Consider the following 23,791-nt stretch of genomic DNA (forward strand, 5'->3'; position numbering starts at 1 on the left):
ATGCCAACAAACAATACAACAACAAAATCCGCATTTACGGTCGGAAAATCCTTAGTAGGAGAAGGTATTATTAACTATAAAGAAACAAATTCCATGAGTACAACAAGCAATGCTGCACAATCATTATTCAGATTTGTGAGTTTAAGAAACCCACAATTAACAGAAACTAAAGATAAAAATTTAGGATTTATCCACAGGCCTCAAGGCGTAACGGGTGTTTTTGATAATGCAGTTAACGGAAGACCTGCCAAAACATTAAAATTTGCAGCAATGAAAAGGGCTGCCGGTGAGTTTAGCAATGCGGGATTCGAAACTGAAAAGAAGATTGAAGAAGGAGCCTTCAAAGATCTTCTTACCATCGGAAGAAAAGTTTCTAAGAAAGAGGCCTTAGAAAATAATGACTGGACTTACGTTACAGAATATTACAAAAGTCTTATCAACTCCAACAAACAACTTAATCCACAAGGGATTGCAACATTTTCCCTTCTTTGGAATAACTTTATTTATCAGGTCGTTACTCAGGGAGATTTCTATACCAAAGAGGCGATCAGCCACGTACTGATGGCTATCCAGCTTGGTTTTGCCAGTGTTCAGGACCTTACTGATCAGGAAATCATCAGGATCAATGGTGAAAAGCCATTAGAAAAAGCATTGGATGGAAAGATCATCTTGCCACCCACTCTATTCTCTGAGAGTGTAGAAACGGTTTCTTCAGTATCCTCCAGAGCCGCTGAAGCTTCTGAACCTACTCTGAGTACAAAAACCATTCAAAGGTTGGAAGCAGAAGCAAGAGTTGCATTGGTTACCAACAAAGCAATTCAAAAGAAAGAAGCTTTGGAAAAACTGAATGCTGAGCTGGAAAAGCTTCAGAAAAAATACCATAAATCACGTTATCAGACATATCAGGAGTCCTACTCAAAGTATATGAATGAAAATAGAGAGCGTATTGCCCTCTACGACAGAAAGCTGGCTGAAGTAGAGAGCAAAATCACTCCGGAAACCACGGAAGAAGAAAAAGAACGTCTTTATAACAGTTTAAAAGAATATGAAGTACCCACTTTTGTATTTACTTACAAAAACGAAATTAATTTACAAGATTTGCAGACAAAGCTTTCTCCGGAATCTTTCGATCTTTTTGTGGAACTTTTCGGCGAATCGGCTACTGAAGTAAACTCCAAAACGGCTCCCACAGAAGTACCTGAGGTCATTTCAGAGACTACGTTGAGAATGGGTGCAGAGACCATTGTTCTTGATGATGAAATACAAACCTATGCTGACGCCCTGGTGATTGTACAAAACAATGTTTCTTCATCCATGGAAACCGCTTTACAGAGCAGCCCTCTTCAACAGCAGCAGTATGCCAATCTTGGCGGAGCTTCAGTCCCTCTTATGCAAAATACTGACAGAACTCCAATGGCATATAATCTACAAGCCCACAGATCTTCAAGATTAGGGGGAAGCAGAGGATTTGCTAATTTTTCTTTTGAGGTAGAGGATGTCTCATGGAGTGTTACCAATGCTAAGATTATTGCGACTACAGATACTGCCGGAAATATTGAAGAAAACTACAGCAATATGAGTGTTGTAGATAATAAAATTACTTTACCAACATGCTTAGTCAATAAGTTCCGGAATAATTTCACCTTTAGAATAGAGATTATTTTTGATAATGGCAGCCAGGCATATGGAGATACTGTGGTTCAGTTTATGAATACTGATATTAGTCTCACAGGAATGCTCACCCTGAAACGTGCTGTTGAAAATCCGGGGACATCTGAACCGGGAACCATTCAGAAACGTAAAAATTTCGGAATAAAAAGACTTGGAGTTGCAGATTATCTCAAAGTAGTACAAAGTGTTCATGCTTATGTTCCTGGAGAGGTTTCCAATATTGAAAATGTTATGGCAAGTGAGTTGAGACATAAATCTTCCGTAGCCAGAGAATATTCTGAAGTTACAGATACCACCTCTAAGTCCCAGGAAACCGAGAAGATGTCTGACACTTCAAAAACTTCCAGAACGGATATGCAGACTGAGGTTGCTAAAGAAATTGAAAAACAGCAAAATATCACCGCCTATACAAGATTCAGCTATGGAAATGATAACGCCATGAAATTTGAAATCGGGGCAGATTATGCTAACAATACGGCACAACATGACAGCACAAGGCAAGCTATAATGAAATCTCAGGAAATTACGGAAAAAGCTATGGAAAGAGTTCTTACCAAAATTTCGGAAGAAAGGGTACAGAAAATCATCAAAGAATATACGGAAACGAATGTTCATGAATATGATAACAGAGGAAAAGTAACCAGCACTGAGAATCCTGATGCAGCACAGCCTAAGCATATTACAGGTGTTTACCGATGGATTGATAAGAAAATGAAGAACCAGATCTACAACTATGGAAAACGTACCATGTTTGAATTTATGGTTCCTGAACCTTCAAGGCTGCACCGTTTGGCTCTTCATGTTGCCAAAGCTCAAGTACTTACCGCTCCTGTAGATCCTAGAACAGCACCCGACAGAGCCTGGACAATGCCGGATCCAAAGTCTGCAACTATAGAGCAGATCCAGCATTGGGCACAAATTTACGGAGTAGATTTAACCGAATTGCCTGAAATGAACAAAACGGTTTCAGATACAAGATCCGGTGGTGAAGACGGAGTCTTTGAATATTCTGTTCCGCAAAACTATGCTTGTTATTCTTTTGATGGAGGGGTACATTATGAACGTAGCAAAGGATGGCATAATGCTAAAATTTGGGTGTATCACCCTACCAACAGCAGTACAATCTATTACAACAGTGATCCTGACGGGCCAATCGGAGCATCCGGATTCTTATTAGAGAATTCTGTAAAAGTACCTTATAATGGAAATTATCTGAATCTGGTTTCTATCAACCTAAACTTACACTGCAGACTCTCTGATGCATTTATTCAAAAATGGAAAACCGAGAATTTCAATGCTATCATCAAAGCCTATGAAGCTGCTTATGTAAAATTCCAGGAAGACCAGGCAAGATTGGATGCAGAGCAAAAGGAAAAAGAAGAACAGCTTAAAGAAAGACAAGGGAATTTCTACCGTTATATGGAACATGATGTTCTAAAGCATAACTGTATCGCCTATTTACTGCAGGACTACCTTTATACATTAGGCCAGGAAACAACCAATGGGGCCGATGACAAAACAACGATGGATAACTTCCAGGTATATCTCAGAGATGAACTGGATAAATATACTGCTCTTGCCAAGTTTATGGAACAGGCATTTGAATGGGAAATCATGGATTATACCTTCTACCCTTATTATTGGGCAAACCGTAAGAGCTGGCAGGAGTTCTACCTGAGCGAAAGTATCGATCCTTTGTTCAGAAGCTTCCTTCAGGCAGGTATGGCAAGAATCATCGTTACAGTAAGACCTGGCTTTGAAGCTGCCGTTCAGTTCTTCCTTGAAACAGGATTGATCTGGAATGGAGGTTCTGTTCCTGTGATCGGAGATCCAATGTACATGAGTATCGTAGACGAAATGAGACAGCCTACAGGCGAACCTCAGGGGAAATACTGGATTACCAGAATCCCTACTACCCTTACGATTCTTCAGGATAAATCTACAGGACTTCCAGTGAAAGAACCTTTACCAATCTTCCCGGAAAATGATCCTAAGAATTGCGAAAACCCATCAGAACTTGAGTTTGAAACAAGTTTCGATATGGATGATAAAGCAAGGCTTCAGGGAGGAAGAGAAACCACGACACTTCCTAGAGAATTAACATCAATTTTTAAATAATAACAAAATTAGGCGGCACTTATAGCCGCCTGATTTTAACACATCCAAAATCATGTATAATTACACACCAGTAGGAATATATTCGGCCAAAACACTGGCAGACGAGGAAAGAGAAAAACGGGAAAAAGAGAGAGAAAATCATATCTATGGAACTGAAAGATCTTTCTCACAATTGGCCAACACCATTGTAAAAGAAAACCCTAATATAAAGTCTGCCCGCTTAAAAGAATTCTATGATCAAATTATTAAGGATGATAAAGAGCTTCTGAACGTTGATGAAAAGACTAAACAGATTTATGTAAAATTACTGAATTTTAAGGTCCCACAAAAAGGAATTGACCGTTTGAAGGAGATAGATGGAAGTGTACAGTATATCAGAGGTAATGATGAGAGGCAAAGTAAAAATGTGAATATGGATTATTTTTCTGTTCGTATTGATGAAATGCCTAACTTTGCTTTGTATCCGTTTGATGCAGGAATGCTGTATAAAAAAATCCGTGACAATTTTTTGACTCTTTCAAAAGGAAAGGTAACTTTCGAATCCAATTGCTTCCTTTCCAATACAGTAAAAGGAAGTTGGGAATTTATTCCTTATCCAAAAAATTATAAAGAAGAGCTCAAACGATGGGAGAAACAATCAGGTTTTTCTATTTTTGAAATTAAAGCAGGAGGAGGGCTTGTGGAAACTGCACTAGGTGATCATGGAGCGGTACTAGAAAGTGAAACATCTCAAAATAGCTGGATATTTACAACAATATTTACTCCAGCAAGTGATACACAGCCTTTTTCAGGTCATAGGCAGTTTGGTATTCATAAAGATGAAGATGGACATTATAGATTTTATGCCCGTGCTATTGATAGAATCTGGCCAGCAAATCTTATTTCCAGAGTAAATGGAAAAGAATGTACTGTACTGGATTATTTAACAATAGCAGATGCTACCTGGGAGAATTTAATAAGAAATGTATCCAAATTTATTAATGATAACGGGGGAAAAACAACCATTATGCCTGCAGAAAAAAAACGAATTAATTTTAATATTTTCTTTAAAAAATTCAGATCTGATAAGCCCGTGAACTTTGTTGGAAATGTAGAACAATTTAAAACAGTATAATGAAAAAAGAATTGCTGATAAAAAATATAATCATTTATTTCATATTGTATCATATTGTTTTTGAGTGCTTAATCAATTTTTTTGGTTTAAAATATGATAACCTTTATACTCCTTTAGGACGTATTTTCAGAAAGTTTATTTTGCACCAGAATATCTATTATAATTTTGATATAAAAGATTTATTAGTTTTTATGTTCAATTCTATTATAAGTTTTATTTTATTCTTAGCTTCCTATAAATGGCTTTTAAAAGAAAGCTTTTTAAAAACATGCTTCAGGCTGATCCTTACTTTTTTATTGATTAATGTAATCCTACTAGGGGTTTTATACATAGGAGGCCTTGGTTTAGGAACACTTCCGATGTATCAGCTCTTTTTCTTATGGCCAATGTCAATAATGGTCTTAGTAATGATTGTCCTTTCAGGCATCAGTAAAAAAATCTTAGAAAATTCTAAAAATTAGTACTATTCATAGTCAGCAGCAAATTGCTGCTGATTTTTTTATGTCTTTTGGTATTTAGAAAAAACTAAATTTGAGTTCAATGTGTATGTCAGCTTCAAAAAAGTATTCCCTATCGAAACTGAATCATCTGATTTTATCAGGTCTTCTTTTTCTCATCCTATTTTCCTGCCAGAAAGAGAAAGCTTCAGAAGCTCCCAAGCCATTGAAAATAAATAAAATTTTCTCAGAAGACACTCATGATGATACTGCAATGGTCTACACCAATGACAGCTTATTTTGCATCTATTCTGATGATCACCATATTAAAGTCTGGAAAAACGGTTTTGCCCTGAAGGAGCCTAAAGAAATTCTTCCTTTGATTAAAAATAATGATTCAACCAAAGTGTTCCGAACATATAAGTTTCAATCGGAACTTATGAATCTGGATTTCAAAAAATATTCCAGTAAAACGGTCAACCGGGATACCAAAGACTATCAGATCCGAAAAAAAGGAGAAGATTATTTCCTCTCTAAAAAAGGATATAATGACCTGAAATTACCCGTCCGTCATTATGAATCTATGGATTGGATTACCTTCAACAGTATGGACATCAACAACGACAACATTCCTGAACTTTTTATATTCACCGAATCCTATAATGGTCGGGAAGATCTGGCATACGGAAAAATGACCGTATACCAAATACAATAAACGAAATTCACACCCCGCAAAGCGTCAGAGTTTTGCAGTTTTTATTTTTTAAATACAGGCATTATTATCGCTATAAAGCCTATATTTGATAGGACCATTCAGTTTTCCTTGAAGCTGAATAGATCTGAAAACAATACCATGAAAACAAAAATTACAGAAATAATTCAGAGAATTAAAAATAAACACGTGAATGATCCCACTGTTTCAGAGGACAAAGATCAAATCACAGAAATGATACTGCACAATGTAGAGGAATCTATTCTTGCCATTAATAGTCTTGATGAAGATTCTTTAGAATGGATCTCTTCCCGGTTTGAGGAAATCTCCTACCAACTTCAAAATAAAAAATTTATTGAATGTCTGAAAGACATCCTGGTCAGATTCCCTGAGAATGTAACTTTAAAAAGTGATGTTCAGGACGCTGTTGAAGCTTATTATGGAAATGAATAATACAAAAAAAACATTTTATTTTAACCGAACAACTAATCACGGACTCAGAAAGAGCAATTTTTGAGACTGGAGCTTCCGGAAAGTTATAAAAATGTCTATTTTCCCGGCATATTGGAATGGAAATATATCTATTTTTTACAATAACTTTATTATTTCCATTTATTTGCTTCAAAGAAAGGTAATCTAAATCTACAAAATGGCATATACATTCAGAAAAATAAGCTATAGTCCCTCTCATATTGAGCCTTTATGGCAATTTGGAGTAGAAACGTCCTATCATTCAATTTCTGCTCTGGAGCAAATAGAATCCTGGTGCTGGACATCGGAAGAAGTACAGAATATAATTAATGAGGTAAACTCACTCACTCCAGATGATGATTTTAAATACTCTGTTGAAGGAGGGCACTTACTGATCGTAGTAGATAGGGAAGAAACTCATTTATTTAATCTTCTTAATGAATCTCAAACAAGAGCAGATATTATATGGACAACCCCAAGGTTTATTCAGTTTATGAATGAGTTTAAAGATTTTTTGGAGGAGAATGGCCGATAATGGACAAATTCAAAGAAAATTCAATCAGTTTTCAAATTTTTATTCTAAATAAAATTAAATAACAACACCTTCATAGCAATGACCTGTTTAAGAATTTATATTATAATCATCTTCTCTATTTTGACAAGCTGTTCTTCTAAAACAATTGTCAACAACAGTCCTATTTCGGAGGGAAGCTGGGTGATAGAAAGGGATATTCGAAAAAACAGAGCTTATGAAAAGACCGGAACTTTTATTTATCCCAATTTAAAGACCCGATACACTATGAAACGAGGTAAGTTTAATGGTGTTTTTGAAATTTTCGGAGAGAAAAATGACACGCTTTTTTATTGTACTTATACAAATAATTTACCTGTTGGGAGATATGTTTTAAAAGAATGGGATAATAACGACAAGTTACTCAACAGCAGAAGCATCCCGGTAAAACCTAAGCTGGAGTATGGAATAGGATCCGGAGTCTTCAATAAGGAGCATAAAAAAGACGGAGTATGGAATGAAATAGGAGGTGTCTTTATCTATAAAAACGGTGAAATAATTGATACCCTACACATTACAAAATACTCATCTTAAAAATAACTAAACATATTATATAGACCATGGATTATATTGAATGCTTTTCTTCAAAATACGATTACTTTCTCTTCAACAGAGATTTCTATGAAAATCCTAAAAAGAATCACCATATATTTCCAGGATATTTTTATAACTACCAGTCTGTTGTTACATGGAAGAATAATGATAGAAAACATATGTATACCAAAGAATTGGTCCGGCACATGCCTTTTCCTGACTTTAATGGAATTGCTTTTATTGGCAGGGAAGATACAACCAGGCTGATTATCTGTAATCCCGATGGTACAGAAAGATTCATCATCCGACCTCCGGATTTCATCCAATCAGAAGAGTATGAGAAAAGAGATTTCCATGCTAGTTTTTTCAAATTCCCTTCAATTTTTGACTGTTTTGATGACTATTTTGAATACAATAGTAAAAGATATTTAACAGTAAAAGTATCCAAATATGAAAATAACTATCATGATTTTGGGATTTCACAATTGCGTTATCTGGATGTAGAAACCGGAGAATTTCTGCCTTTTACAAAAACAATTTTCACAACAACCACAGATTTCGAGTCTGGCAACCCTCGTATAGAATCCTATGAGAGAAAAATAGATGTATAATGCAACTTATTCCAAAATCTTATATCAACTTTTGAGACATGGATCAATTAAAAAATAAAACGTTCAATGGGATCTATAGAATCTCCATATGGGAAGACGGTAATCTCTTTATTCTTGAAGATTCTATCATTTTAAAAGGCCATGAAACTTTTCAGCTTCTGACAACCCAGAAAGGCTTAGATATTCTGAAAATTGAGAATCACTTTCATATTGATGGCGAATACTATCTTGATCATATTGATCTGATCCCCATTGTGGAAGAAACAATATATATTCACAATGTTCTTTCATTGTATGATAAAAATATTGATCAGATCACAATATTTTCATTACAGAGCGACCATAACGACTATTTTTTCACCAGATCCGCCGACGAGATTCACAGGATACAGAAACATGATTTTGAAAGATTAATACCAGGCTTTAAAACATAGATTGTTTTTCAGAATTTTATTACTCCTCAAAAAAGATATGTCTGCTTTTTTGATCACAAAAAATAAAACACGACACGTTTTGTCGCATTAAGCACATATATTTGTGGTACAAAACTTTACTATGAAAAGCAGGTGTTTCAGGCTACTGAACACCCAAATTAATAACATAAATATATTGAAATGAAGAAAGATTTTTATCTTACCCGATATGCCTTAATTATCAAAAGATTAGAAAGTTCTCCCGCTACCTATTCGCAGCTGGAACATTACCTTCTGAACTCTTTTGAATTTCAGGATGCGGAGATCAAGAGCTACTCTATCCGTACCCTGCAGAGAGATATTCGTGAGATTTCCGATCTTTTTAATCTTTCCATTCACAATAAGAAAAAAGGAGATAACCGCTATTATATTGAGAGCCGCCCGATCATGGAAGTGGACGAGTACAACCAGAAATTACTAGAGTCTTTTCAGGTAAGCAACGCCCTGAATCTTCACCCGGATTTCTCCGATTTTATTTTCTTCGAAAGCAGAAAGCCAACAGGAGTGGAACATTTTTATGATTTGTTCTTTGCCATCCGTAATAAGAGAGTGGTGACTTTCGAACATTACAACTACAAGAATAAACTGATGACCTCCAGAAAGGTACATCCATTGGCGTTGAAAGAATCTAAAGACCGCTGGTACCTCATCGCCATCGATACCAAAGACAAAATTTTAAAATCATTTGGTCTTGACAGGATCAATTATCTGGATGTGGCAAAGAATCAGTTCAGAGAAAAATATAAATACAATTTCAGAGAGCATTTTAAAAATGCATTCGGGGTGATGAACCTGACTGAACAAAAGCCTGAAAAAATCATTCTTAAATGCAGTCGCCATCAGGGAGAATATATCAAAAGTTTTCCGCTTCATCAGTCGCAGAAGGAGACCAAAGAAACACCGGAAGAGATCTATTTTGAGTTCTTCCTCCATCCTACTTACGACTTTATGCAGGAAATATTGTCTTACGGAAAAGAGGTTACCGTTCTGGAACCGAAATGTTTAGTTGATGACATCCGCAACCATCTGCAGGAGTCTCTGAACCGCTATCTTGAGAGTTAACTCATCATAGCTCAATCTCATATTTTTTGGTTATATTTACATAAATATACCCCTATTGAGAACTGTATTTATTTGTCTCAGCTGTTTTATTTCTTCCTTTTTCCTGTCACAGCAGAAAGAAGAATTTAAACTTGTAAAAAACTATTATAATCAGCACAGAAGCATGCTGAATAAAGAGTTTAAGAAAAAATTTGATGCAGAATCCAATGTTTTAAAAAAAGATGCTATAAAGGGTGATTTTCTTTTTTTCATGAAAAAGATGGACAGCATTGAAAATACAGCGCTGATAGGAGCTTTGCTAAGGGTAAGAAATCTTGAAGATCTTCAGAAAATCAAACAACCAAAGGAACCTTTTTCTGAAAATTCTTTTCAGGTGGAAAAGGTGGCCGATTATCCCGGCGGACTTAATACATTGAGACAGGAAGTGGCAGATCTGTTATATATTGATGGGGTATATTCTGAACAGAAAACGGTAAAGACCGATGTTGCCTTTATTGTGGAAAAAGATGGAAGTATCAGTAATGTGCATGCACAGGGCGATAATTTCACTTTCAACAGACAGGCTGAAATTGCTCTTTACTCTCTGGCCGAAAAATTCTCTCCGGCAACCTTCAAAGGGGATCCCACCGTATACCGTTTTAAAATTCCACTAACATTAACCTTGACTGAATAATGAAGAAATACTGCAGTTTTTTACTGCTTTTGACTCTTAATTTTTATTTTTCTCAACAAACAGATGGCCTTAGACTCATTAAAGAAAAATATGATGCAAAGGTTCAGACCATACACCATAATTATGCAGAGGCTGTAAAAAAAGTTTCAATTAAAAAACTTTCCAAGATTACACTGAAGAAAGACAGTCATATCGCTAGTTTAAAATTTAAGCGAAATACTGAATACCTGGAAGAAATGGACAGAATAAAAGCAGCTTATAAACCTTCCTTTTCTCAGTCTGGAACCGGTGATCAGAAAAATGAAATTGTAACTTCTCCTATACACCCTAAAGGTCTTGAATTTTTTAAAAGTGAAATTGGAGATAATTTTTATACAGACATCATTTCCGGAACAGGAAGAATTGAATGCAAAGTCTATTTTGTTGTTGAAAAAGATGGCAGGATTCTTTCAGTAAAAGCCATAGGTAAAAACGAAGTTTTTAACAGACAGGCCGAGCTTGCGGTACTCCTTACTCCTGAAAAATGGGAGCCGGCCACAAAAAATAATCAACCGGAAGTTTCTTATATGAGTTTTCCCGTAGCAATAAATTTTGACTAAAATGTTTACTGACGAATATTATATGAAAATGGCCCTGCAGGAAGCAGAAGCCGCTTTAGAAAAAGATGAGGTACCTATCGGATGCGTAGTGGTTTCCAATAACCGTATTATTGCAAGGGCCCACAACCTTACCGAAACGCTCAATGACGTGACTGCCCATGCAGAGATGCAGGCCATAACCTCTGCCGCCAATTTTCTTGGTGGTAAATATTTAAAAGACTGTACACTTTATGTAACGATGGAACCTTGTGTCATGTGTTCCGGTGCCCTATCCTGGTCACAGATTTCAAAAGTAGTGATAGGAGCCAGAGACGAACAGAGAGGATTTATCAACAAGCATCTTTCCCTGCACCCGAAAACAGAGATTATCACAGGGATTATGGAAAATGAATGTTCTACCATCGTTAAAGACTTTTTTAAGAGCAAAAGGTAACTTTTCCAGGGCTGTCAGAAAACCCTGAATATTTTTCATAAAAAACATATAATCAATGGAATAATTAGTTATATTTGATAAAATCAAAACTAAAATACCATGAGAAAATTATCAAGAAAAGAAACCGCAAAAATTAATGGCGGAATCACTCCTGACCAATGTTTTTACACTGACAGTAATGGAGTAAAAAGAATCGGATGCAGACGCCTCCCTTTTCAGGATGCGAGTGGGAACTGGGTATATCCCATCATTAGCTGTGCGCCATGTGATACTGCGGAAGAGATGTAAAATTTATAATCATTCAGAAAATAATAAAACCGGAGAATATGATACTATTCTCCGGTTTTGCTTTATTAAGTGATCGTCAGATTAATCTTTAAAGATAGAATACATTGCAAGATCAAAATATTCTTCATCTTTTTTGGCATGTTGCTTCAGGATCGCCTCCTGCTTCATTCCTATTTTCTCCATAATTTTACCTGAAGCAGGATTATGAAGGAAATGGGTTGCATAAATCTTATTGAGCTCTAATTCTTTAAAACCGAAATCTACAATAGCTCTTGCAGCTTCCGTAACGTAACCTTTATTCCAGTACGGAATTCCGATCCAATATCCCAGTTCAGCTTTATCATCATCTCTGTCATGAAGCCCTATGGCACCAATCAGTTCCTCTTCCTTATTTCGGATCCCAAAGGTATAGCCCGTCTTATTTTCAAAGGCTTCTTTAGATATTTTCAACCAGAACTTTGCATCATTTTCGGTATAGGGATAAGGTATATTAGAGGTAAGATCTGAATAAATTCTATGTTTAAGAAACTCTACAATAAAAGGAATATCCTTCTCTTCCAATTGGGAGAGGATCAATCTTTCGGTTTCTAATCTTGGAAATTCTCTTAATTCTTTCATTGGTTTTCAGCTACTTTTTGAGACTAAGATATAAGCTTCACTCAGATGTTCCGGATTATATTTTTATAAATCTTTTCCTAGGAAGTAAAGTCCTTTTAGAGTATGAAGTCTGTCCATCACATGAATCTTATCTGTGAGAGGCTTGTATACATGTGAAACACCGCCGGTAGCCACTACAAAACAATCATCATTTACCTCATCATTGATCCGGTTGATAAAGCCTTCTACCATTCCCAGAAAACCATATACCATACCACTCTGCATACAGGTTACGGTATCAAGCCCCAGTACGGATTTTGGTTTTTTCAGTTCAATATCCGGAAGCTGAGCAGTCTGGTTGATTAGAGAGTTGAGAGAAGTTACAATACCCGGAGCAATAATTACCCCCAATGTCTCTCCTGTTTCTGCCACACAGCTTGCCGTAAGAGCCGTTCCGAAGTCTATGACAATTTTCTTTCTGTTCGGATATAAATTGTGTGCTGCTACAAGATTCGCATAAATATCTGTTCCCATCTGCTTAGATTTTGCCTGAACCCCGGAAGGAGTCGCCCGGTCAACAATCACAGGAGTAATGCCATGAATTTTTTTGATCCCCGAACTCATTACTTTGGTAAGCTGAGGGACTACTGAGCCTATAATTACCTTATCAATATCTTTAGGTTCTATCTTATACGTCTGATAAAGCATCAGCATCTGTACATACAGTTCATCTGCCGTTCTGTAAGGTTTGGTATTGATCACCCATGAAATATCACAGTTATCACCATTAAAAAGACCAAATCTGATATTACTGTTTCCTACGTTTATTACAATTGAATTCATTGACCTATTTTTCAAAAGATATTCCTGATCTTTCTACAATAGAAAGAAAAGAAATTCTATGTTAATTTGCAGCTCTAAAATTAATCATTTTGCGAAAAATAATCTGCCATTATCTGCTAAATTACGATGTCCCGCTCATTTCTTTTTTCTCTTTTAAAACAATTGAGTATATTTAAGCTATAAACTGTTGAAACCCTTATGAAAAAAATGATTCTGGCCATGTTCTTATGTTTTGGCTTTCATGCTTTTGCACAGTCGGGCCCGTCCGTAAAAGAAACATTTCTGAAAATAAAAAGTCAATCAAAAACTGACCCTAATGATAAAGCCGTTTACAATTTGCTGGACGAGTTTTATCAGAAGAGTCTGCAGGCTGAAAATGATGAAATGACTCCCGAAACTGTACAACAGATTGAAAAGCTGGCTTCGGATCCCAATACCAAAAATCTTCATATCCTGATGCTGTTTCTGATGTATCAGCAATATCTCAGCCGGACAGTTGCTTCAAAAAAGGCTCCTGATCCTAAATTTCAAATCGAAACCATCAATCTTTTGGAGAACGAGACTAAAGATATTTATGGGAAAATTCCGGCTATTATATACATTTATAAAGCAGAAGCACTGGATGGTGCCCAGAATAAAGAAGAAGTAAAATTGACCGTTGCAAAAGGGCTCAAGGAATATCCGGACTCAGTTCCGTTAAAAGTCTATAGCTATTTAAATACTAAAGATGAAGCTTTAAAAAATGACCTGATAAAGAACCACGCTAATCACTGGATGGTACAACAGTTTGAGATAAAATAAAAAAATCCCGCAGATTGATCTGTGGGATTCATTTTTTATAGAATAGTATATTATTTTGTAAAGCTTCTCTCGATCTCCACATCGGCAATTCTATGACTGCAGACAATTGAAATTCCGCTTAAAGAATCATTAAAATAACGTCTTTCTGCTTAGGTACAAATCGTGTACAACCCTTTCCTACCAAAAAGTTTAATAAAAACTTAGATCAATTTAAATAGAATTCAAATCTTTATCTCACTTAACTGTATACCTGACACATTTATTAAATAAGAAATCACACTTATTAGTTCATTCTACCCATCATAGGAGATTCGGATTACATTTGGGGCAACCAATCAATTCATCTCATATGAAAAATTTAAAAAAGCTCTCAAGAAACGGATTAAAATCCATCAAAGGAGGAGGTTATGTATCCTGTCCTATGCCAAGCGGAACTCCGGCATTATGTCCGGGAACCGTGTGTCCTCATGATCCGTGTAAAGCGGTCCCTTTATGCTTAAGATCTTCTGATGACTGTGGTACATCTAGCCCCTGGTAGCTAAAAACATCAGGCTGAAAATGTTGTCATGAATATTATTTAATTAAAAATAAAATATCAGATCACCATGAAAAATTTGAAAAAAATCTCAAGAGAATCATTAAAATTTGTCATAGGCGGAGATGTAAGATGTCCTATGCCAAGCGGAGTTTATGCACTTTGTCCAGGAACCGTATGTCCACCTAATCCATGTCTTGTACTTACCTGCAGGGTTTCTGTTAAAGATTGCGGATCTCCGGTTATCTGGTAATATTTCCCGGGATATTAAAAAGAAAGAGGAGTATAAAAATACCCCTCTTTCTTTATTTTACTTCTACGAAGTTATCTTCCATATTCACATCAGCAATTCTCTGGCTGAAATCAATTCCCAGTACAGACAATTGAGATTTTGTGTAAGGAACCGTAAGAGTATATTCTTTCTGAGTCCAAGGCCAGTAAGGCATTGTTTTAAACTCACCATATACATCCTTTGTTTTCCAGGTATGGGTCATGTTCAATGGGATCTGGTAAGTCACTACTTTTTTATCCTTAGTCATTACACTAAAATCAATCGGCATTGGAACCTGCCCGTTATTGATCAAAGTAATCGTCGTAGATTTTTCATCATATTTTACATCCTTAATTCCATAATCAATAGTTTTAGTTGTATTGATCCAGTAATTGTGGAACCACTTCAGATCCATTCCGGAAACCTTTTGAGCAATATGCAGGAAATCCCTGTCTGAAGGATGCTTCATGCTCCACTGATCGTAATATTGTTTTAATGTTTCTGCAAGGTTTTGCTCTCCCATGATGTATCCCAATTGGACCAGATACAATTCTCCTTTCACATAAGAAGCATAGGTGTAAGCTGTTCCGTTATCATGATGATCTCCTAACCATACAGCCGGTTCTTCAATTCCTTTTTTAATAAACTTTCTGTAAGCATCCAGTCTTTCAACAAAAGGATTAGGTAACTGCTCAGGAAATAACTGATACATCGTATATCCTTCTGCATAGCTTGTAAAACCTTCATCCATCCACGGACGAACAGATTCATTGGTAGCAAGCATCTGCTGGTACCATGAGTGAGAACCTTCATGCGCCATTAAGCCCATTAAGTCTTTAATATTTTTAGCTTCTCCAAGGATCATGGTACACATACCGTACTCCATTCCGCCATCACCTCCTTGAATGAAAGCATATGTTGGATATACATATTTCCCGAAATGAGAATTCATAATCTGGAAATACTTGGTAATATAAGGCTGAGCTTCTCCCCATACCTTCGTTTTATCGTTTTTCTGATACACTAAATATACCTGAGGACCTTCCGGAACATTAAAGCTTTCTACAGAATAATCTCTGTCTGCACTCCATGCGAAGTCAAGAATATTTTTAGCAGTCCATTTCCATGTTGCTTTTTTATCTTTTTCAGTTTTGATCTTAGCCGCAGCATCATATCCTTTTACTTCCGTTGGGTTTTCAAGAATACCGCCCGCTCCTACAACATAATCTTTGTTGATTTTAATGGTAACATCAAAATCGGAAAACGGCGCATGGAACTCTCTTCCAAGATAGTCAAATGTAGCCCAGCCATCATAGTCATATTCCGCAATTTTCGGATACCACTGCGTCATGGTCATGTCTACACCTTCTCTGTTGTTTCTTCCGCTTCTTCTGATCTGTTGTGGAATCACAGCATCCCAATCCATTGTAAAAGTCGTTGTGGAATTCGGTTTGATAGGTTCTGTCAGATATACTTTCATAATGGTTTCCTGAACTTCAAATTTCAGGTCTTTACCATTCTGCCTGATCCAGTGAATATTCTGAGCTCCTTCCTGATCTTTAGGAATAGAAGCCAGTCTTGAGATTCCGTCTTTTTGCAATCTTGAGTCTCCATTTTTTCCCTGAGAGGCAACTCTCTGATCCATCATGGAATTGGGTTTGAAAGCATTCCAATACAAGTGGAAATATACCACATTCAACTCATCCGGTGAGTTATTGGTGTATTCTAAAGTCTGTTTTCCCTGGTAAGTAAATTTTTCAGCATTGACATCTATATCCATCCTGTACTTTGCAGCCTGCTGATAATAAGCTCCTTGCTGAGCCTGAAATTGTGAAATGATAAACGCAAAAATGATTGCAGCCGATTTTCTCATTTAAAATTTTATTTTTTCTAAAGGTAGGTAATTTAAAAACACCCTCAAAATGGAGTTATTTTGAGGTTTTTCTCTTTTTAATATGATTTTAGATGGTTTTTTTTCCGAGTTGTTAAATGGTAAATACGATGGTTTTGTACCGCCGGTTTTCACAAACAATTTACTTATCTATTTGAGGTGCCTTAAAAGATCTGCACAGGCTCTTTAAGATCATCTATTATCAACCAATTTATCGATTTTTCAACAGTTTTCTGATTAAAGTAATCTGACCCAGATGATAATAGCAGTGCTCGATCATTCCGTCAATATTTCTTCTGTAGGTTCCATATTTTTCATCAACGAAAACCTCATCAAGTTTAGAATCCGGTAGCTTTTCCAATAGTGCGGCAAATCTTTCAGAATCTGTCCAGAGTTTATTCAGTAAGTCTTCCCATTGTTTCTGAGATTCTATGGGCGGAAGATCAAAACTATATTGGTCTTTTATATCAAGAGATCCGCCTTCAAAAACATTCACAATCCCTGCAATATAATAATCGATATGAAAAGTAAGCATGGCAATGGTATTCAAAGAACCTACCTTCGTTACTGCCTGCTCCCAGCTCACACCTGAAAGCTGGTCCTTAAAATTGGTGTTGGCGATCCAGAGACCATTTAATAAGACCTCCCGAAATCTTTTCGATAACTCTGATACTGAACTCATAGACACGTTTTTTTATTTTTCAAAAAAAACCTCAGATGCAAAATACGCCTGAGGTTATATGATAATTTTAGATTATCCTTATTTTTTTGCCGAAACTTCTTTCTTTCCGTTTCTTAAAATCTTTTCAAGGATTCTCAACGTGATCAGGTAAGTAGGTTTTACTCCTGTAAGTCCTAAACCTCCAGAAGATAATGTACTTCCTGTTTCCAGCGGATTATCCGATGCATAGTAAGCATAGCATACAAAAAGATCCGGTGAAATATGATGTCTGATCTTCGAAGCTACCTGAATCGCTTTCTGATAATGTGCACCTTCCATTTCAAGACCGATAGCCTTCCACGAAGTGTTCATAAAGTAAGAAAGAATATCCTTATTCTGAAGGGATGTTCCTAACACCGTAATCATAGGTCCTTCAAATGCTTTCAGCTCATCATCTTTGAAATCATCAAGTTTTAATGCATTTTCAAAAGGATAATTGTCTGCAGTTCCTTCAAAAATATGGGAGGTTGGAATCATAATATCTCCTTTCTCTCCGGTAAGGATCCCTGCTTTCCCCATAATGGAAACAGATTTCACATGCATCATATATACTTCTCCTTTGTGCTCGAAAGGCTTCAACAGCTCATCCATTACCTCAAAAGCCTGCTCACCGAAGGCATAGTCGAATACCATTACAACATCATCTCCGGAAAACTTGGCATCTGCAAACGGTGTATTTTTCAGGTCTGTTTTGCTGAGGTCGATGATCTGAACATCAATATTACTTCCACTTTTGTCTGCAATATGAATCATCCCTTCATCCAAAGCATATTTCAACACTTTATCACGAAGTTCTTTCTTGTTAGAAATCTCTTCGTACAATGTATAATCTACCTCATTATTCTGCTTCTTTTTAAGCGCATTATTAGCATACAGCATATTTTTTACTGAGTGCATATTGGCAGAGATAATATGTAACGGACGCATATGCAGGTTGTTTTCAAATAAAACCTCTTTTACTTTATTCGCCCATTTCTCACCAAAATAGTGGTGTCCTACTCTTTCTTTTAAAATCGCACTGAAATGAATTTCTCTTTCTCTACTGCTTTTAGCATCTTCAAGACTTACTTTTCCAAGATTGTAGATGATTTTGAACAAACGGTCAGGGTTATGATCGTCCCCAAAAGTATTATACGCTCTCAATGTCTCGTCAAAAGATCTTCCTATCAGAGAAGAAAGATGAATCAATGCCACCTCTTTTTCTCTTCTGCTGAATTTCTTTTCTCCTTTCACTACCTCTTCGATAATCTTAAAGGCGCGGGTCGGCTTCCAGTTTTCATCCTGGATGAAAGCCAGATTGCGGATTTTATCAGCTTCTATAAATAGGAAGGTAAGGTGGGTAAGAATGTCATAAATTTCGGAACGGCCCAAAAGAACCTCAATATTCATCTGGTGTTCGTCTATTCTATAACAGTTTCTTCTTCTTTTCTTTGGAACAATAGGTTCGAAACTTCCTTTATCAAACCCTTCATCTGATGTGAGATGAATAAAAGCACATTCTTCAATCCCTTCCGGAAGCCTGTCTAAAACATACATCAACCCGTCAAGTTCCACTTTGCTTGGAATATTCATGGTTCCGTAAATTTCCGGATTGATGGTTTTCAACAAACTTCTGATACTTTCTCCTGAAACACCTCCCGGCTTGAAAAATCCTCTATAAAATAAGTGTCTCATAGAGATGTATAATCTTTCAATAGCCTCTGTTGTTTCTCTTGCTCTAGAATTTGTCATAAAATAAATTTCACACAAATATACTACATTCACAAATGATTATTTAAAAATGCTGCTAATTATTCTTTACTTTTTCATTACATTTGGTAACCAAGAAAAAACAATTTACCATGAAAAATCTAAAAAAATTAACAAGAGAGCATTTACGCTCAGTATCAGGAAAAGGTAATTCTTGCCCTGCAGAACCAGTTGCTTATTGCGGACAATGGTGTTATATGAGTTTATGGCAACAAAGAAATTGCCCTATAGAATTTGATGCATCAACCTGTGATTGTTTATGTCTTACTGGAGGAATCTGCCCCGAGAATCCTTAAAAAAATAAAATAAAACAAAAACACCCCTATTTTTTTAGGGGTGTTTTTGTTTTTTCATGTTTTTTATATAAATTTGCCCCATCAAAATTCACCCAAATATGTCAACCTTAAGATTCAAAGCACTAGAAACCCTACCGTTTAAGGATTTCAGAAAAGACAATTCTGTTGAAATCCCTGCGAAGTTATCCGAACTATTCTGTAAAAATGTTTTCTCAGAAGAAACAATGAGAGAATATTTAACAAAAGAAGCATTCAGCTCTATTATGGATGCCATCAAAAAAGGAACAAAGATCCAGAGACACATCGCAGACCAGGTAGCTGTGGCGATGAAAGACTGGGCAATGAGCAAAGGAGTAACTCACTATACGCACTGGTTTCAGCCTTTGACAGGAACTACTGCGGAAAAGCACGATTCTTTCTTCACTCCTATTGAAGGGGGCAGAGCTATCGAAAGATTCAGCGGAAATATGCTGATCCAGCAGGAGCCTGACGCATCGTCTTTCCCGAACGGAGGTATCAGAAATACTTTTGAAGCAAGAGGATATACAGCTTGGGATCCTACATCTCCAGCATTTATCATGGGAACTACATTATGTATTCCTTCGATCTTTATTTCTTATACTGGAGAGACTTTAGATTATAAAGCTCCTCTTTTAAGAGCGTTGAACGCTGTGGATGAAGCTGCAACGAATGTAATGCAGTATTTTGATAAAAATGTAACAAAAGTAACACCTACACTAGGCTGGGAACAGGAATACTTCCTTGTTGATTCAGCATTATACCAATCCCGCCCGGATCTTGTATTAACAGGTAAGACCTTATTGGGGCATTCTCCTGCAAAAGGACAACAATTAGATGATCACTATTTCGGTTCTATTCCTACAAGAGTAATGAACTTCATGAAAGAGTTGGAGATCGAGTGTATGAAACTGGGAATTCCTGCCACAACAAGACACAACGAGGTTGCACCTAACCAGTTTGAGCTTGCACCAATGTTTGAAGAAGTAAACGTTGCTGTAGACCACAACTCTTTATTGATGGACATCATGGCGAGAGTTGCTCACAAGCATCATTTCCATATTTTATTCCACGAAAAGCCATTCGCAGGGGTAAACGGAAGTGGAAAGCACAACAACTGGTCTTTAGCGACTGACACTGGTGAAAACCTTTTAAGCCCAGGAAAAAACCCTAAGAAAAATCTACAGTTCTTAACATTCTTCGTGAATACGATTAAAGCGGTTCATGAATATGCCGACCTTTTAAGAGCTAGTATCGCATCTGCAAGCAACGATCACAGATTGGGTGCTAATGAGGCTCCACCTGCAATTATTTCCGTATTCATCGGAAGCCAGTTGTTCAGCGTATTGGAAGAACTTGAAAAAGTAACTAACGGAAAGTTATCTCCGGAAGAAAAAACAGAATTAAAATTAAACGTAGTTGGAAAAATTCCTGAAATTCTATTAGACAACACCGATAGAAACAGAACTTCTCCATTTGCATTTACAGGAAATAAATTTGAGATCAGAGCAGTAGGATCTTCTGCTAACTGTGCAGAATCTATGACTGTAATGAACACGATTGCAGCAAAACAGCTTAATGATTTCAAAAAAGAAGTTGACGCTTTAATTGAGACAGGTCTTAAGAAAGATGAAGCTATCTTTAATGTATTGAGAGAATACATCAAGCAGTGTAAAAACATTATGTTTGAAGGTGACGGATATTCTGATGACTGGGCAAAAGAAGCTAAGAAAAGAGGATTGAACAACCTTAAGACAACTCCTGAAGCATTAAAGCAGGAAATGGATAAGAAGTTCCTGGATCTTTATGAAGAGATGGGAATATTCAATCACAGAGAGGTTGAAGCAAGAAATGAAATCAAATTAGAAAAATACTCTACAGTGATTGACATTGAGGCAAGAGTACTAAGTGATATTGCAAGAAACCACATTATTCCTTCTGCTTTAAATTACCAGAACAGATTAATTGAAAACGTAAAAGGTCTTAAAGAAATCTTTGGTGACAAGGAATTTAAGTCTTTAGCCAAAGAACAAATGAGCTTAATCACCAGTATTTCAGAAAATGTTTCTAAAATCAAGCTTGGTGTTGAAGATCTTATCAAAGCCAGAGAAGCGGCAAAAAACATATCAGACAGCCAAAAACAGGCGGAAGCATACTGCAACAAAGTAAAACCTTTATTTGATCCTATCAGAGACGCTTCTGATGATCTTGAAATGATGGTTGACGATGAGCTTTGGCCGATGACAAAATACAGAGAAATGTTGTTCACAAAATAACATCTGTAAAGTTCCATATTAGTTTAAATTCCTCAGTTTTTCTGAGGAATTTTTTTATGATTCATCTTAAAGCTGATGAATTCTTTTTGCTAAGATTTAGACTTTTTTCAATAAAAATATTTTTCCCTCTTCCACTCTATTAAGAAAAGTGAGGTATCATTTAAAGCAATTCATGAATAATCCCGAATGCCCCATTAATTCGAGGTTTTCATAAAATTTATTTTGTTTTTTTAACACCCTTGAAAATTAGAGTTTTAAATTACGAAACGTGATTCATAGAAGAATATCGAGATATTTTGTTAAAGAATCTTAATAAAAAAAACCGCAGGCTTACCAAAAATAGGCAGTTGCGGTTTATTTTTCTTTAACATATGCAAACAATATGTTAAATAGTGTTAAAATAAGATCCTGACAATTATCATATCAGGGGTCTTTTGCTCGGAATCTCTACTTTTGTAATGCTTTTGAAAATAAATATTCCATTTTAACACGGTTAATCAAATATATATGAAGAAAAGAGTTTTGTTTTATTTAGTTGCTTTAGTTACTACAGTTTCATTGCAATCGTGTGCTACTAATTATGTAGTTTCAAAACCAGCAACTTACACAAAAGAATACAAAACAGATGCCAAACTAGCTTCTATAGATAACAAAAAGATGGAGCAGGATAAGCAGAAATTGATCGACTCTTTCCTTGCTGAAAAGGCGTCATCTATAGCGAATGCTAAAAAATCTATTAAGAATTCTGAGATTGCCAAAGCAATCAAACATAATAAAACCATTGACGGTATCCTTGAAGAAGCTGAAACATACCTTGGAACTCCTTACAGATATGGAGGAACTACAAGAAGAGGTATTGATTGTTCAGCTTTCGTTCTTTCTGTATTCGGAGCAGCAGCAGGCCTTAGCTTACCAAGAGTAGCAGCATCTCAGGCTCAGGAAGGAGAAAGTGTTGACAGAGGAGATTTACAGAAAGGAGATCTGATCTTCTTTTCTCATGGAAGAAGGATTTCTCACGTAGGTATTGTAGAAAGTGTTACTGAAGAGGGTGAGATTAAGTTTATCCACGCAGCAACATCAAAAGGAGTAATGGTCTCTTCACTGAATGACTCTTATTGGGGTCCTAAATTCAGATTTGCGAAGAGAGTGATCAACGAAGAAGGAGAAGCTTACAATAACTTAGCCGCTGTAACTCCAGCTACACCCGCAAATTTTTAATTTTATAAATAATTGATTTAAATAATGAAGCCATCAAGATTTTGATGGCTTTTTTATATCCTTTATTTCCCTGTTAAGTTTTGACTAAAGCCAATGGAATGTATTTTCATATAAAAAGCGGACTAAAGCCCGCTTGTATTGAATTTTATTATTTATTATTATAATTCATTCCTCCGATAAAAATGACAGCATTTTAATACCATCTCCAGAACCTAGCTATTCCTGTCGATTTCAATATCCAGCTTATATAATAGTCCATATACTTCTGAAAGCGAAAATTTGGCCTTTTTAAGCCTGTTTACGGCCGGATCTATAGAATAATTGAACGAAGTCCTTAGATCAGCTTTTTCAAGATTCGTATTATCGAAAACAGCTCCTGACAGATCACAGTTACTAAGTATTGCATTAGACAGATCACATTCTGCAAAATCCACTTCGATCAGTTTAGTATTTTTGAAAATGGTTTTCTTGATAGATGTCTGATAAAAAATGGAATTATTCAAAGCGCAACTTTCAAATTTGAATGAGAGCCCAAATGCGTTGCAGTCGTTAAACTGAAGCCCAAACATTTTGCTGTCTTTGAAAATCACATCGTGAAAAGCAGTCTTTACAAGTTTTGCCATGCTGAGGTTACATTCTACAAAATCGCAGTCTGAAAAACTGAATCCTGATAAATCTGCATACTCAAAATTACAGTTTCTGAAGGTACAGTTTTCGTATTCACCTTTTTCAAAGTTGGAAAAATCGACATTCTCGAAAGTCTGATCCAGAATATAAACCTCTTTCATATTTTTATGATTAATAAATG

At 36.2% G+C, this 23,791-nt stretch carries 26 protein-coding genes; 20 read left to right on the top strand and 6 right to left on the bottom strand.

The genetic code is table 11. The annotated features are described in order from the left end of the window. The 14 genes from AC106K_RS16445 (at window position 1) to AC106K_RS16510 (ending at window position 11,767) form a co-directional block, all read left to right on the top strand. A complete protein-coding gene (locus tag AC106K_RS16445) occupies window positions 1-3,789 on the top strand; it encodes a hypothetical protein (RefSeq protein ID WP_482446553.1) in 3,789 nt (1,262 codons plus the stop codon). Between the two features lie 52 nt (window positions 3,790-3,841). After that, window positions 3,842-4,903 carry a hypothetical protein gene (locus tag AC106K_RS16450; RefSeq protein ID WP_482446554.1) on the top strand — a complete coding sequence of 354 codons (1,062 nt, stop codon included), beginning with the start codon at window positions 3,842-3,844 and terminating at the stop codon, window positions 4,901-4,903. After that, complete coding sequence (locus tag AC106K_RS16455; protein ID WP_482446555.1) at window positions 4,903-5,364, top strand: hypothetical protein; 462 nt, start codon at window positions 4,903-4,905, stop codon at window positions 5,362-5,364. The genes AC106K_RS16450 and AC106K_RS16455 overlap by 1 nt, the downstream gene beginning before the upstream one ends. 85 nt (window positions 5,365-5,449) lie before the next feature. Further along, window positions 5,450-6,055, top strand: coding sequence for a hypothetical protein (locus AC106K_RS16460; protein WP_482446556.1), 606 nt, complete (start codon window positions 5,450-5,452; stop codon window positions 6,053-6,055). 138 nt (window positions 6,056-6,193) lie between these two features. Beyond that, window positions 6,194-6,505 (top strand): hypothetical protein, encoded by a 312-nt coding sequence (locus AC106K_RS16465; protein ID WP_482446557.1) that lies wholly within the window; start codon window positions 6,194-6,196, stop codon window positions 6,503-6,505. A gap of 196 nt (window positions 6,506-6,701) precedes the next feature. Continuing rightward, window positions 6,702-7,058: a hypothetical protein gene (locus AC106K_RS16470; protein ID WP_482446558.1), complete on the top strand. Its 357-nt coding sequence runs from the start codon at window positions 6,702-6,704 to the stop codon at window positions 7,056-7,058. Window positions 7,059-7,136: 78 nt separating this feature from the next. After that, entirely contained in the window at window positions 7,137-7,628 is a 492-nt protein-coding gene (locus AC106K_RS16475; protein ID WP_482446559.1) for a hypothetical protein, read from the top strand. A gap of 26 nt (window positions 7,629-7,654) precedes the next feature. Next, entirely contained in the window at window positions 7,655-8,239 is a 585-nt protein-coding gene (locus AC106K_RS16480; protein ID WP_482446560.1) for a hypothetical protein, read from the top strand. Between the two features lie 38 nt (window positions 8,240-8,277). Then, on the top strand, window positions 8,278-8,673 hold the full coding sequence (locus AC106K_RS16485) for a hypothetical protein (RefSeq protein ID WP_482446561.1): 396 nt from the start codon (window positions 8,278-8,280) through the stop codon (window positions 8,671-8,673). Window positions 8,674-8,853: 180 nt separating this feature from the next. After that, entirely contained in the window at window positions 8,854-9,774 is a 921-nt protein-coding gene (locus AC106K_RS16490; RefSeq protein ID WP_482446562.1) for a helix-turn-helix transcriptional regulator, read from the top strand. A 55-nt stretch (window positions 9,775-9,829) separates the two neighbouring features. Continuing rightward, window positions 9,830-10,447, top strand: coding sequence for a hypothetical protein (locus AC106K_RS16495; RefSeq protein WP_482446563.1), 618 nt, complete (start codon window positions 9,830-9,832; stop codon window positions 10,445-10,447). Continuing rightward, a complete protein-coding gene (locus AC106K_RS16500) occupies window positions 10,447-11,046 on the top strand; it encodes an energy transducer TonB (protein ID WP_482446564.1) in 600 nt (199 codons plus the stop codon). The genes AC106K_RS16495 and AC106K_RS16500 overlap by 1 nt, the downstream gene beginning before the upstream one ends. Before the next feature lies 1 nt (window position 11,047). Continuing rightward, window positions 11,048-11,479 (top strand): nucleoside deaminase, encoded by a 432-nt coding sequence (locus AC106K_RS16505; protein ID WP_185290655.1) that lies wholly within the window; start codon window positions 11,048-11,050, stop codon window positions 11,477-11,479. Between the two features lie 99 nt (window positions 11,480-11,578). Then, window positions 11,579-11,767 carry a hypothetical protein gene (locus AC106K_RS16510; protein ID WP_482446565.1) on the top strand — a complete coding sequence of 63 codons (189 nt, stop codon included), beginning with the start codon at window positions 11,579-11,581 and terminating at the stop codon, window positions 11,765-11,767. 81 nt (window positions 11,768-11,848) lie between these two features. On the opposite strand, the gene AC106K_RS16515 is transcribed toward AC106K_RS16510, so the two are convergent. Next, a complete protein-coding gene (locus AC106K_RS16515) occupies window positions 11,849-12,385 on the bottom strand; it encodes a GNAT family N-acetyltransferase (protein WP_482446566.1) in 537 nt (178 codons plus the stop codon). Between the two features lie 63 nt (window positions 12,386-12,448). Then, window positions 12,449-13,207: a type III pantothenate kinase gene (locus tag AC106K_RS16520; protein WP_482446567.1), complete on the bottom strand. Its 759-nt coding sequence runs from the start codon at window positions 13,205-13,207 to the stop codon at window positions 12,449-12,451. A 198-nt stretch (window positions 13,208-13,405) separates the two neighbouring features. Here AC106K_RS16520 and AC106K_RS16525 point away from each other — a divergent pair, with 198 nt between their 5' ends. The 3 genes from AC106K_RS16525 to AC106K_RS16535 all read left to right on the top strand — a co-directional run bounded on the left by AC106K_RS16525 (window position 13,406) and on the right by AC106K_RS16535 (window position 14,796). Continuing rightward, the gene (locus tag AC106K_RS16525) at window positions 13,406-14,008 is read left to right on the top strand and encodes a hypothetical protein (RefSeq protein WP_482446568.1); all 603 of its coding nucleotides are present in this window, start codon (window positions 13,406-13,408) and stop codon (window positions 14,006-14,008) included. 349 nt (window positions 14,009-14,357) lie between these two features. After that, window positions 14,358-14,546: a bacteriocin-like protein gene (locus AC106K_RS16530; RefSeq protein ID WP_482446569.1), complete on the top strand. Its 189-nt coding sequence runs from the start codon at window positions 14,358-14,360 to the stop codon at window positions 14,544-14,546. Window positions 14,547-14,613: 67 nt separating this feature from the next. Beyond that, a complete protein-coding gene (locus AC106K_RS16535; protein ID WP_482446570.1) occupies window positions 14,614-14,796 on the top strand; it encodes a bacteriocin-like protein in 183 nt (60 codons plus the stop codon). A 52-nt stretch (window positions 14,797-14,848) separates the two neighbouring features. Here the strand turns inward: AC106K_RS16535 and AC106K_RS16540 are convergent, their stop codons facing one another. The 3 genes from AC106K_RS16540 to AC106K_RS16550 all read right to left on the bottom strand — a co-directional run bounded on the left by AC106K_RS16540 (window position 14,849) and on the right by AC106K_RS16550 (window position 19,157). After that, window positions 14,849-16,687: a M1 family metallopeptidase gene (locus AC106K_RS16540; protein WP_482446571.1), complete on the bottom strand. Its 1,839-nt coding sequence runs from the start codon at window positions 16,685-16,687 to the stop codon at window positions 14,849-14,851. Between the two features lie 229 nt (window positions 16,688-16,916). After that, on the bottom strand, window positions 16,917-17,387 hold the full coding sequence (locus AC106K_RS16545; protein WP_482446572.1) for a DUF1572 domain-containing protein: 471 nt from the start codon (window positions 17,385-17,387) through the stop codon (window positions 16,917-16,919). 78 nt (window positions 17,388-17,465) lie between these two features. Further along, window positions 17,466-19,157: a DUF6909 family protein gene (locus AC106K_RS16550; RefSeq protein WP_482446573.1), complete on the bottom strand. Its 1,692-nt coding sequence runs from the start codon at window positions 19,155-19,157 to the stop codon at window positions 17,466-17,468. A gap of 110 nt (window positions 19,158-19,267) precedes the next feature. On the opposite strand from AC106K_RS16550, the gene AC106K_RS16555 reads away from it, so the two are divergent. The 3 genes from AC106K_RS16555 to AC106K_RS16565 all read left to right on the top strand — a co-directional run bounded on the left by AC106K_RS16555 (window position 19,268) and on the right by AC106K_RS16565 (window position 22,983). Beyond that, entirely contained in the window at window positions 19,268-19,471 is a 204-nt protein-coding gene (locus tag AC106K_RS16555; RefSeq protein WP_482446574.1) for a bacteriocin-like protein, read from the top strand. 98 nt (window positions 19,472-19,569) lie between these two features. Then, on the top strand, window positions 19,570-21,765 hold the full coding sequence (locus tag AC106K_RS16560) for a glutamine synthetase III family protein (RefSeq protein WP_047098704.1): 2,196 nt from the start codon (window positions 19,570-19,572) through the stop codon (window positions 21,763-21,765). Window positions 21,766-22,272: 507 nt separating this feature from the next. Next, on the top strand, window positions 22,273-22,983 hold the full coding sequence (locus tag AC106K_RS16565) for a C40 family peptidase (protein WP_482446575.1): 711 nt from the start codon (window positions 22,273-22,275) through the stop codon (window positions 22,981-22,983). A gap of 212 nt (window positions 22,984-23,195) precedes the next feature. On the opposite strand, the gene AC106K_RS16570 is transcribed toward AC106K_RS16565, so the two are convergent. Next, window positions 23,196-23,771, bottom strand: coding sequence for a pentapeptide repeat-containing protein (locus AC106K_RS16570; protein WP_482446576.1), 576 nt, complete (start codon window positions 23,769-23,771; stop codon window positions 23,196-23,198). Between the last annotated feature and the right edge of the window lie 20 nt (window positions 23,772-23,791).

The sequence above is a fragment of the Chryseobacterium sp. FR048 genome (genome assembly GCF_056844665.1).

Bases quoted from the DNA above. Each gene is read 5' to 3' on its own strand.
- AC106K_RS16475 (WP_482446559.1), top strand. From the start codon at position 7,137: ATGACCTGTTTAAGAATTTATATTATAATCATCTTCTCTATTTTGACA.
- AC106K_RS16535 (WP_482446570.1), top strand. From the start codon at position 14,614: ATGAAAAATTTGAAAAAAATCTCAAGAGAATCATTAAAATTTGTCATA.
- AC106K_RS16480 (WP_482446560.1), top strand. From the start codon at position 7,655: ATGGATTATATTGAATGCTTTTCTTCAAAATACGATTACTTTCTCTTC.
- AC106K_RS16540 (WP_482446571.1), bottom strand. From the start codon at position 16,687: ATGAGAAAATCGGCTGCAATCATTTTTGCGTTTATCATTTCACAATTT.
- AC106K_RS16525 (WP_482446568.1), top strand. From the start codon at position 13,406: ATGAAAAAAATGATTCTGGCCATGTTCTTATGTTTTGGCTTTCATGCT.
- AC106K_RS16470 (WP_482446558.1), top strand. From the start codon at position 6,702: ATGGCATATACATTCAGAAAAATAAGCTATAGTCCCTCTCATATTGAG.
- AC106K_RS16460 (WP_482446556.1), top strand. From the start codon at position 5,450: ATGTCAGCTTCAAAAAAGTATTCCCTATCGAAACTGAATCATCTGATT.
- AC106K_RS16490 (WP_482446562.1), top strand. From the start codon at position 8,854: ATGAAGAAAGATTTTTATCTTACCCGATATGCCTTAATTATCAAAAGA.
- AC106K_RS16555 (WP_482446574.1), top strand. From the start codon at position 19,268: ATGAAAAATCTAAAAAAATTAACAAGAGAGCATTTACGCTCAGTATCA.
- AC106K_RS16530 (WP_482446569.1), top strand. From the start codon at position 14,358: ATGAAAAATTTAAAAAAGCTCTCAAGAAACGGATTAAAATCCATCAAA.
- AC106K_RS16545 (WP_482446572.1), bottom strand. From the start codon at position 17,387: ATGAGTTCAGTATCAGAGTTATCGAAAAGATTTCGGGAGGTCTTATTA.
- AC106K_RS16510 (WP_482446565.1), top strand. From the start codon at position 11,579: ATGAGAAAATTATCAAGAAAAGAAACCGCAAAAATTAATGGCGGAATC.
- AC106K_RS16565 (WP_482446575.1), top strand. From the start codon at position 22,273: ATGAAGAAAAGAGTTTTGTTTTATTTAGTTGCTTTAGTTACTACAGTT.
- AC106K_RS16505 (WP_185290655.1), top strand. From the start codon at position 11,048: ATGTTTACTGACGAATATTATATGAAAATGGCCCTGCAGGAAGCAGAA.
- AC106K_RS16450 (WP_482446554.1), top strand. From the start codon at position 3,842: ATGTATAATTACACACCAGTAGGAATATATTCGGCCAAAACACTGGCA.
- AC106K_RS16455 (WP_482446555.1), top strand. From the start codon at position 4,903: ATGAAAAAAGAATTGCTGATAAAAAATATAATCATTTATTTCATATTG.
- AC106K_RS16445 (WP_482446553.1), top strand. From the start codon at position 1: ATGCCAACAAACAATACAACAACAAAATCCGCATTTACGGTCGGAAAA.
- AC106K_RS16550 (WP_482446573.1), bottom strand. From the start codon at position 19,157: ATGACAAATTCTAGAGCAAGAGAAACAACAGAGGCTATTGAAAGATTA.
- AC106K_RS16570 (WP_482446576.1), bottom strand. From the start codon at position 23,771: ATGAAAGAGGTTTATATTCTGGATCAGACTTTCGAGAATGTCGATTTT.
- AC106K_RS16515 (WP_482446566.1), bottom strand. From the start codon at position 12,385: ATGAAAGAATTAAGAGAATTTCCAAGATTAGAAACCGAAAGATTGATC.
- AC106K_RS16560 (WP_047098704.1), top strand. From the start codon at position 19,570: ATGTCAACCTTAAGATTCAAAGCACTAGAAACCCTACCGTTTAAGGAT.
- AC106K_RS16485 (WP_482446561.1), top strand. From the start codon at position 8,278: ATGGATCAATTAAAAAATAAAACGTTCAATGGGATCTATAGAATCTCC.
- AC106K_RS16465 (WP_482446557.1), top strand. From the start codon at position 6,194: ATGAAAACAAAAATTACAGAAATAATTCAGAGAATTAAAAATAAACAC.
- AC106K_RS16500 (WP_482446564.1), top strand. From the start codon at position 10,447: ATGAAGAAATACTGCAGTTTTTTACTGCTTTTGACTCTTAATTTTTAT.
- AC106K_RS16520 (WP_482446567.1), bottom strand. From the start codon at position 13,207: ATGAATTCAATTGTAATAAACGTAGGAAACAGTAATATCAGATTTGGT.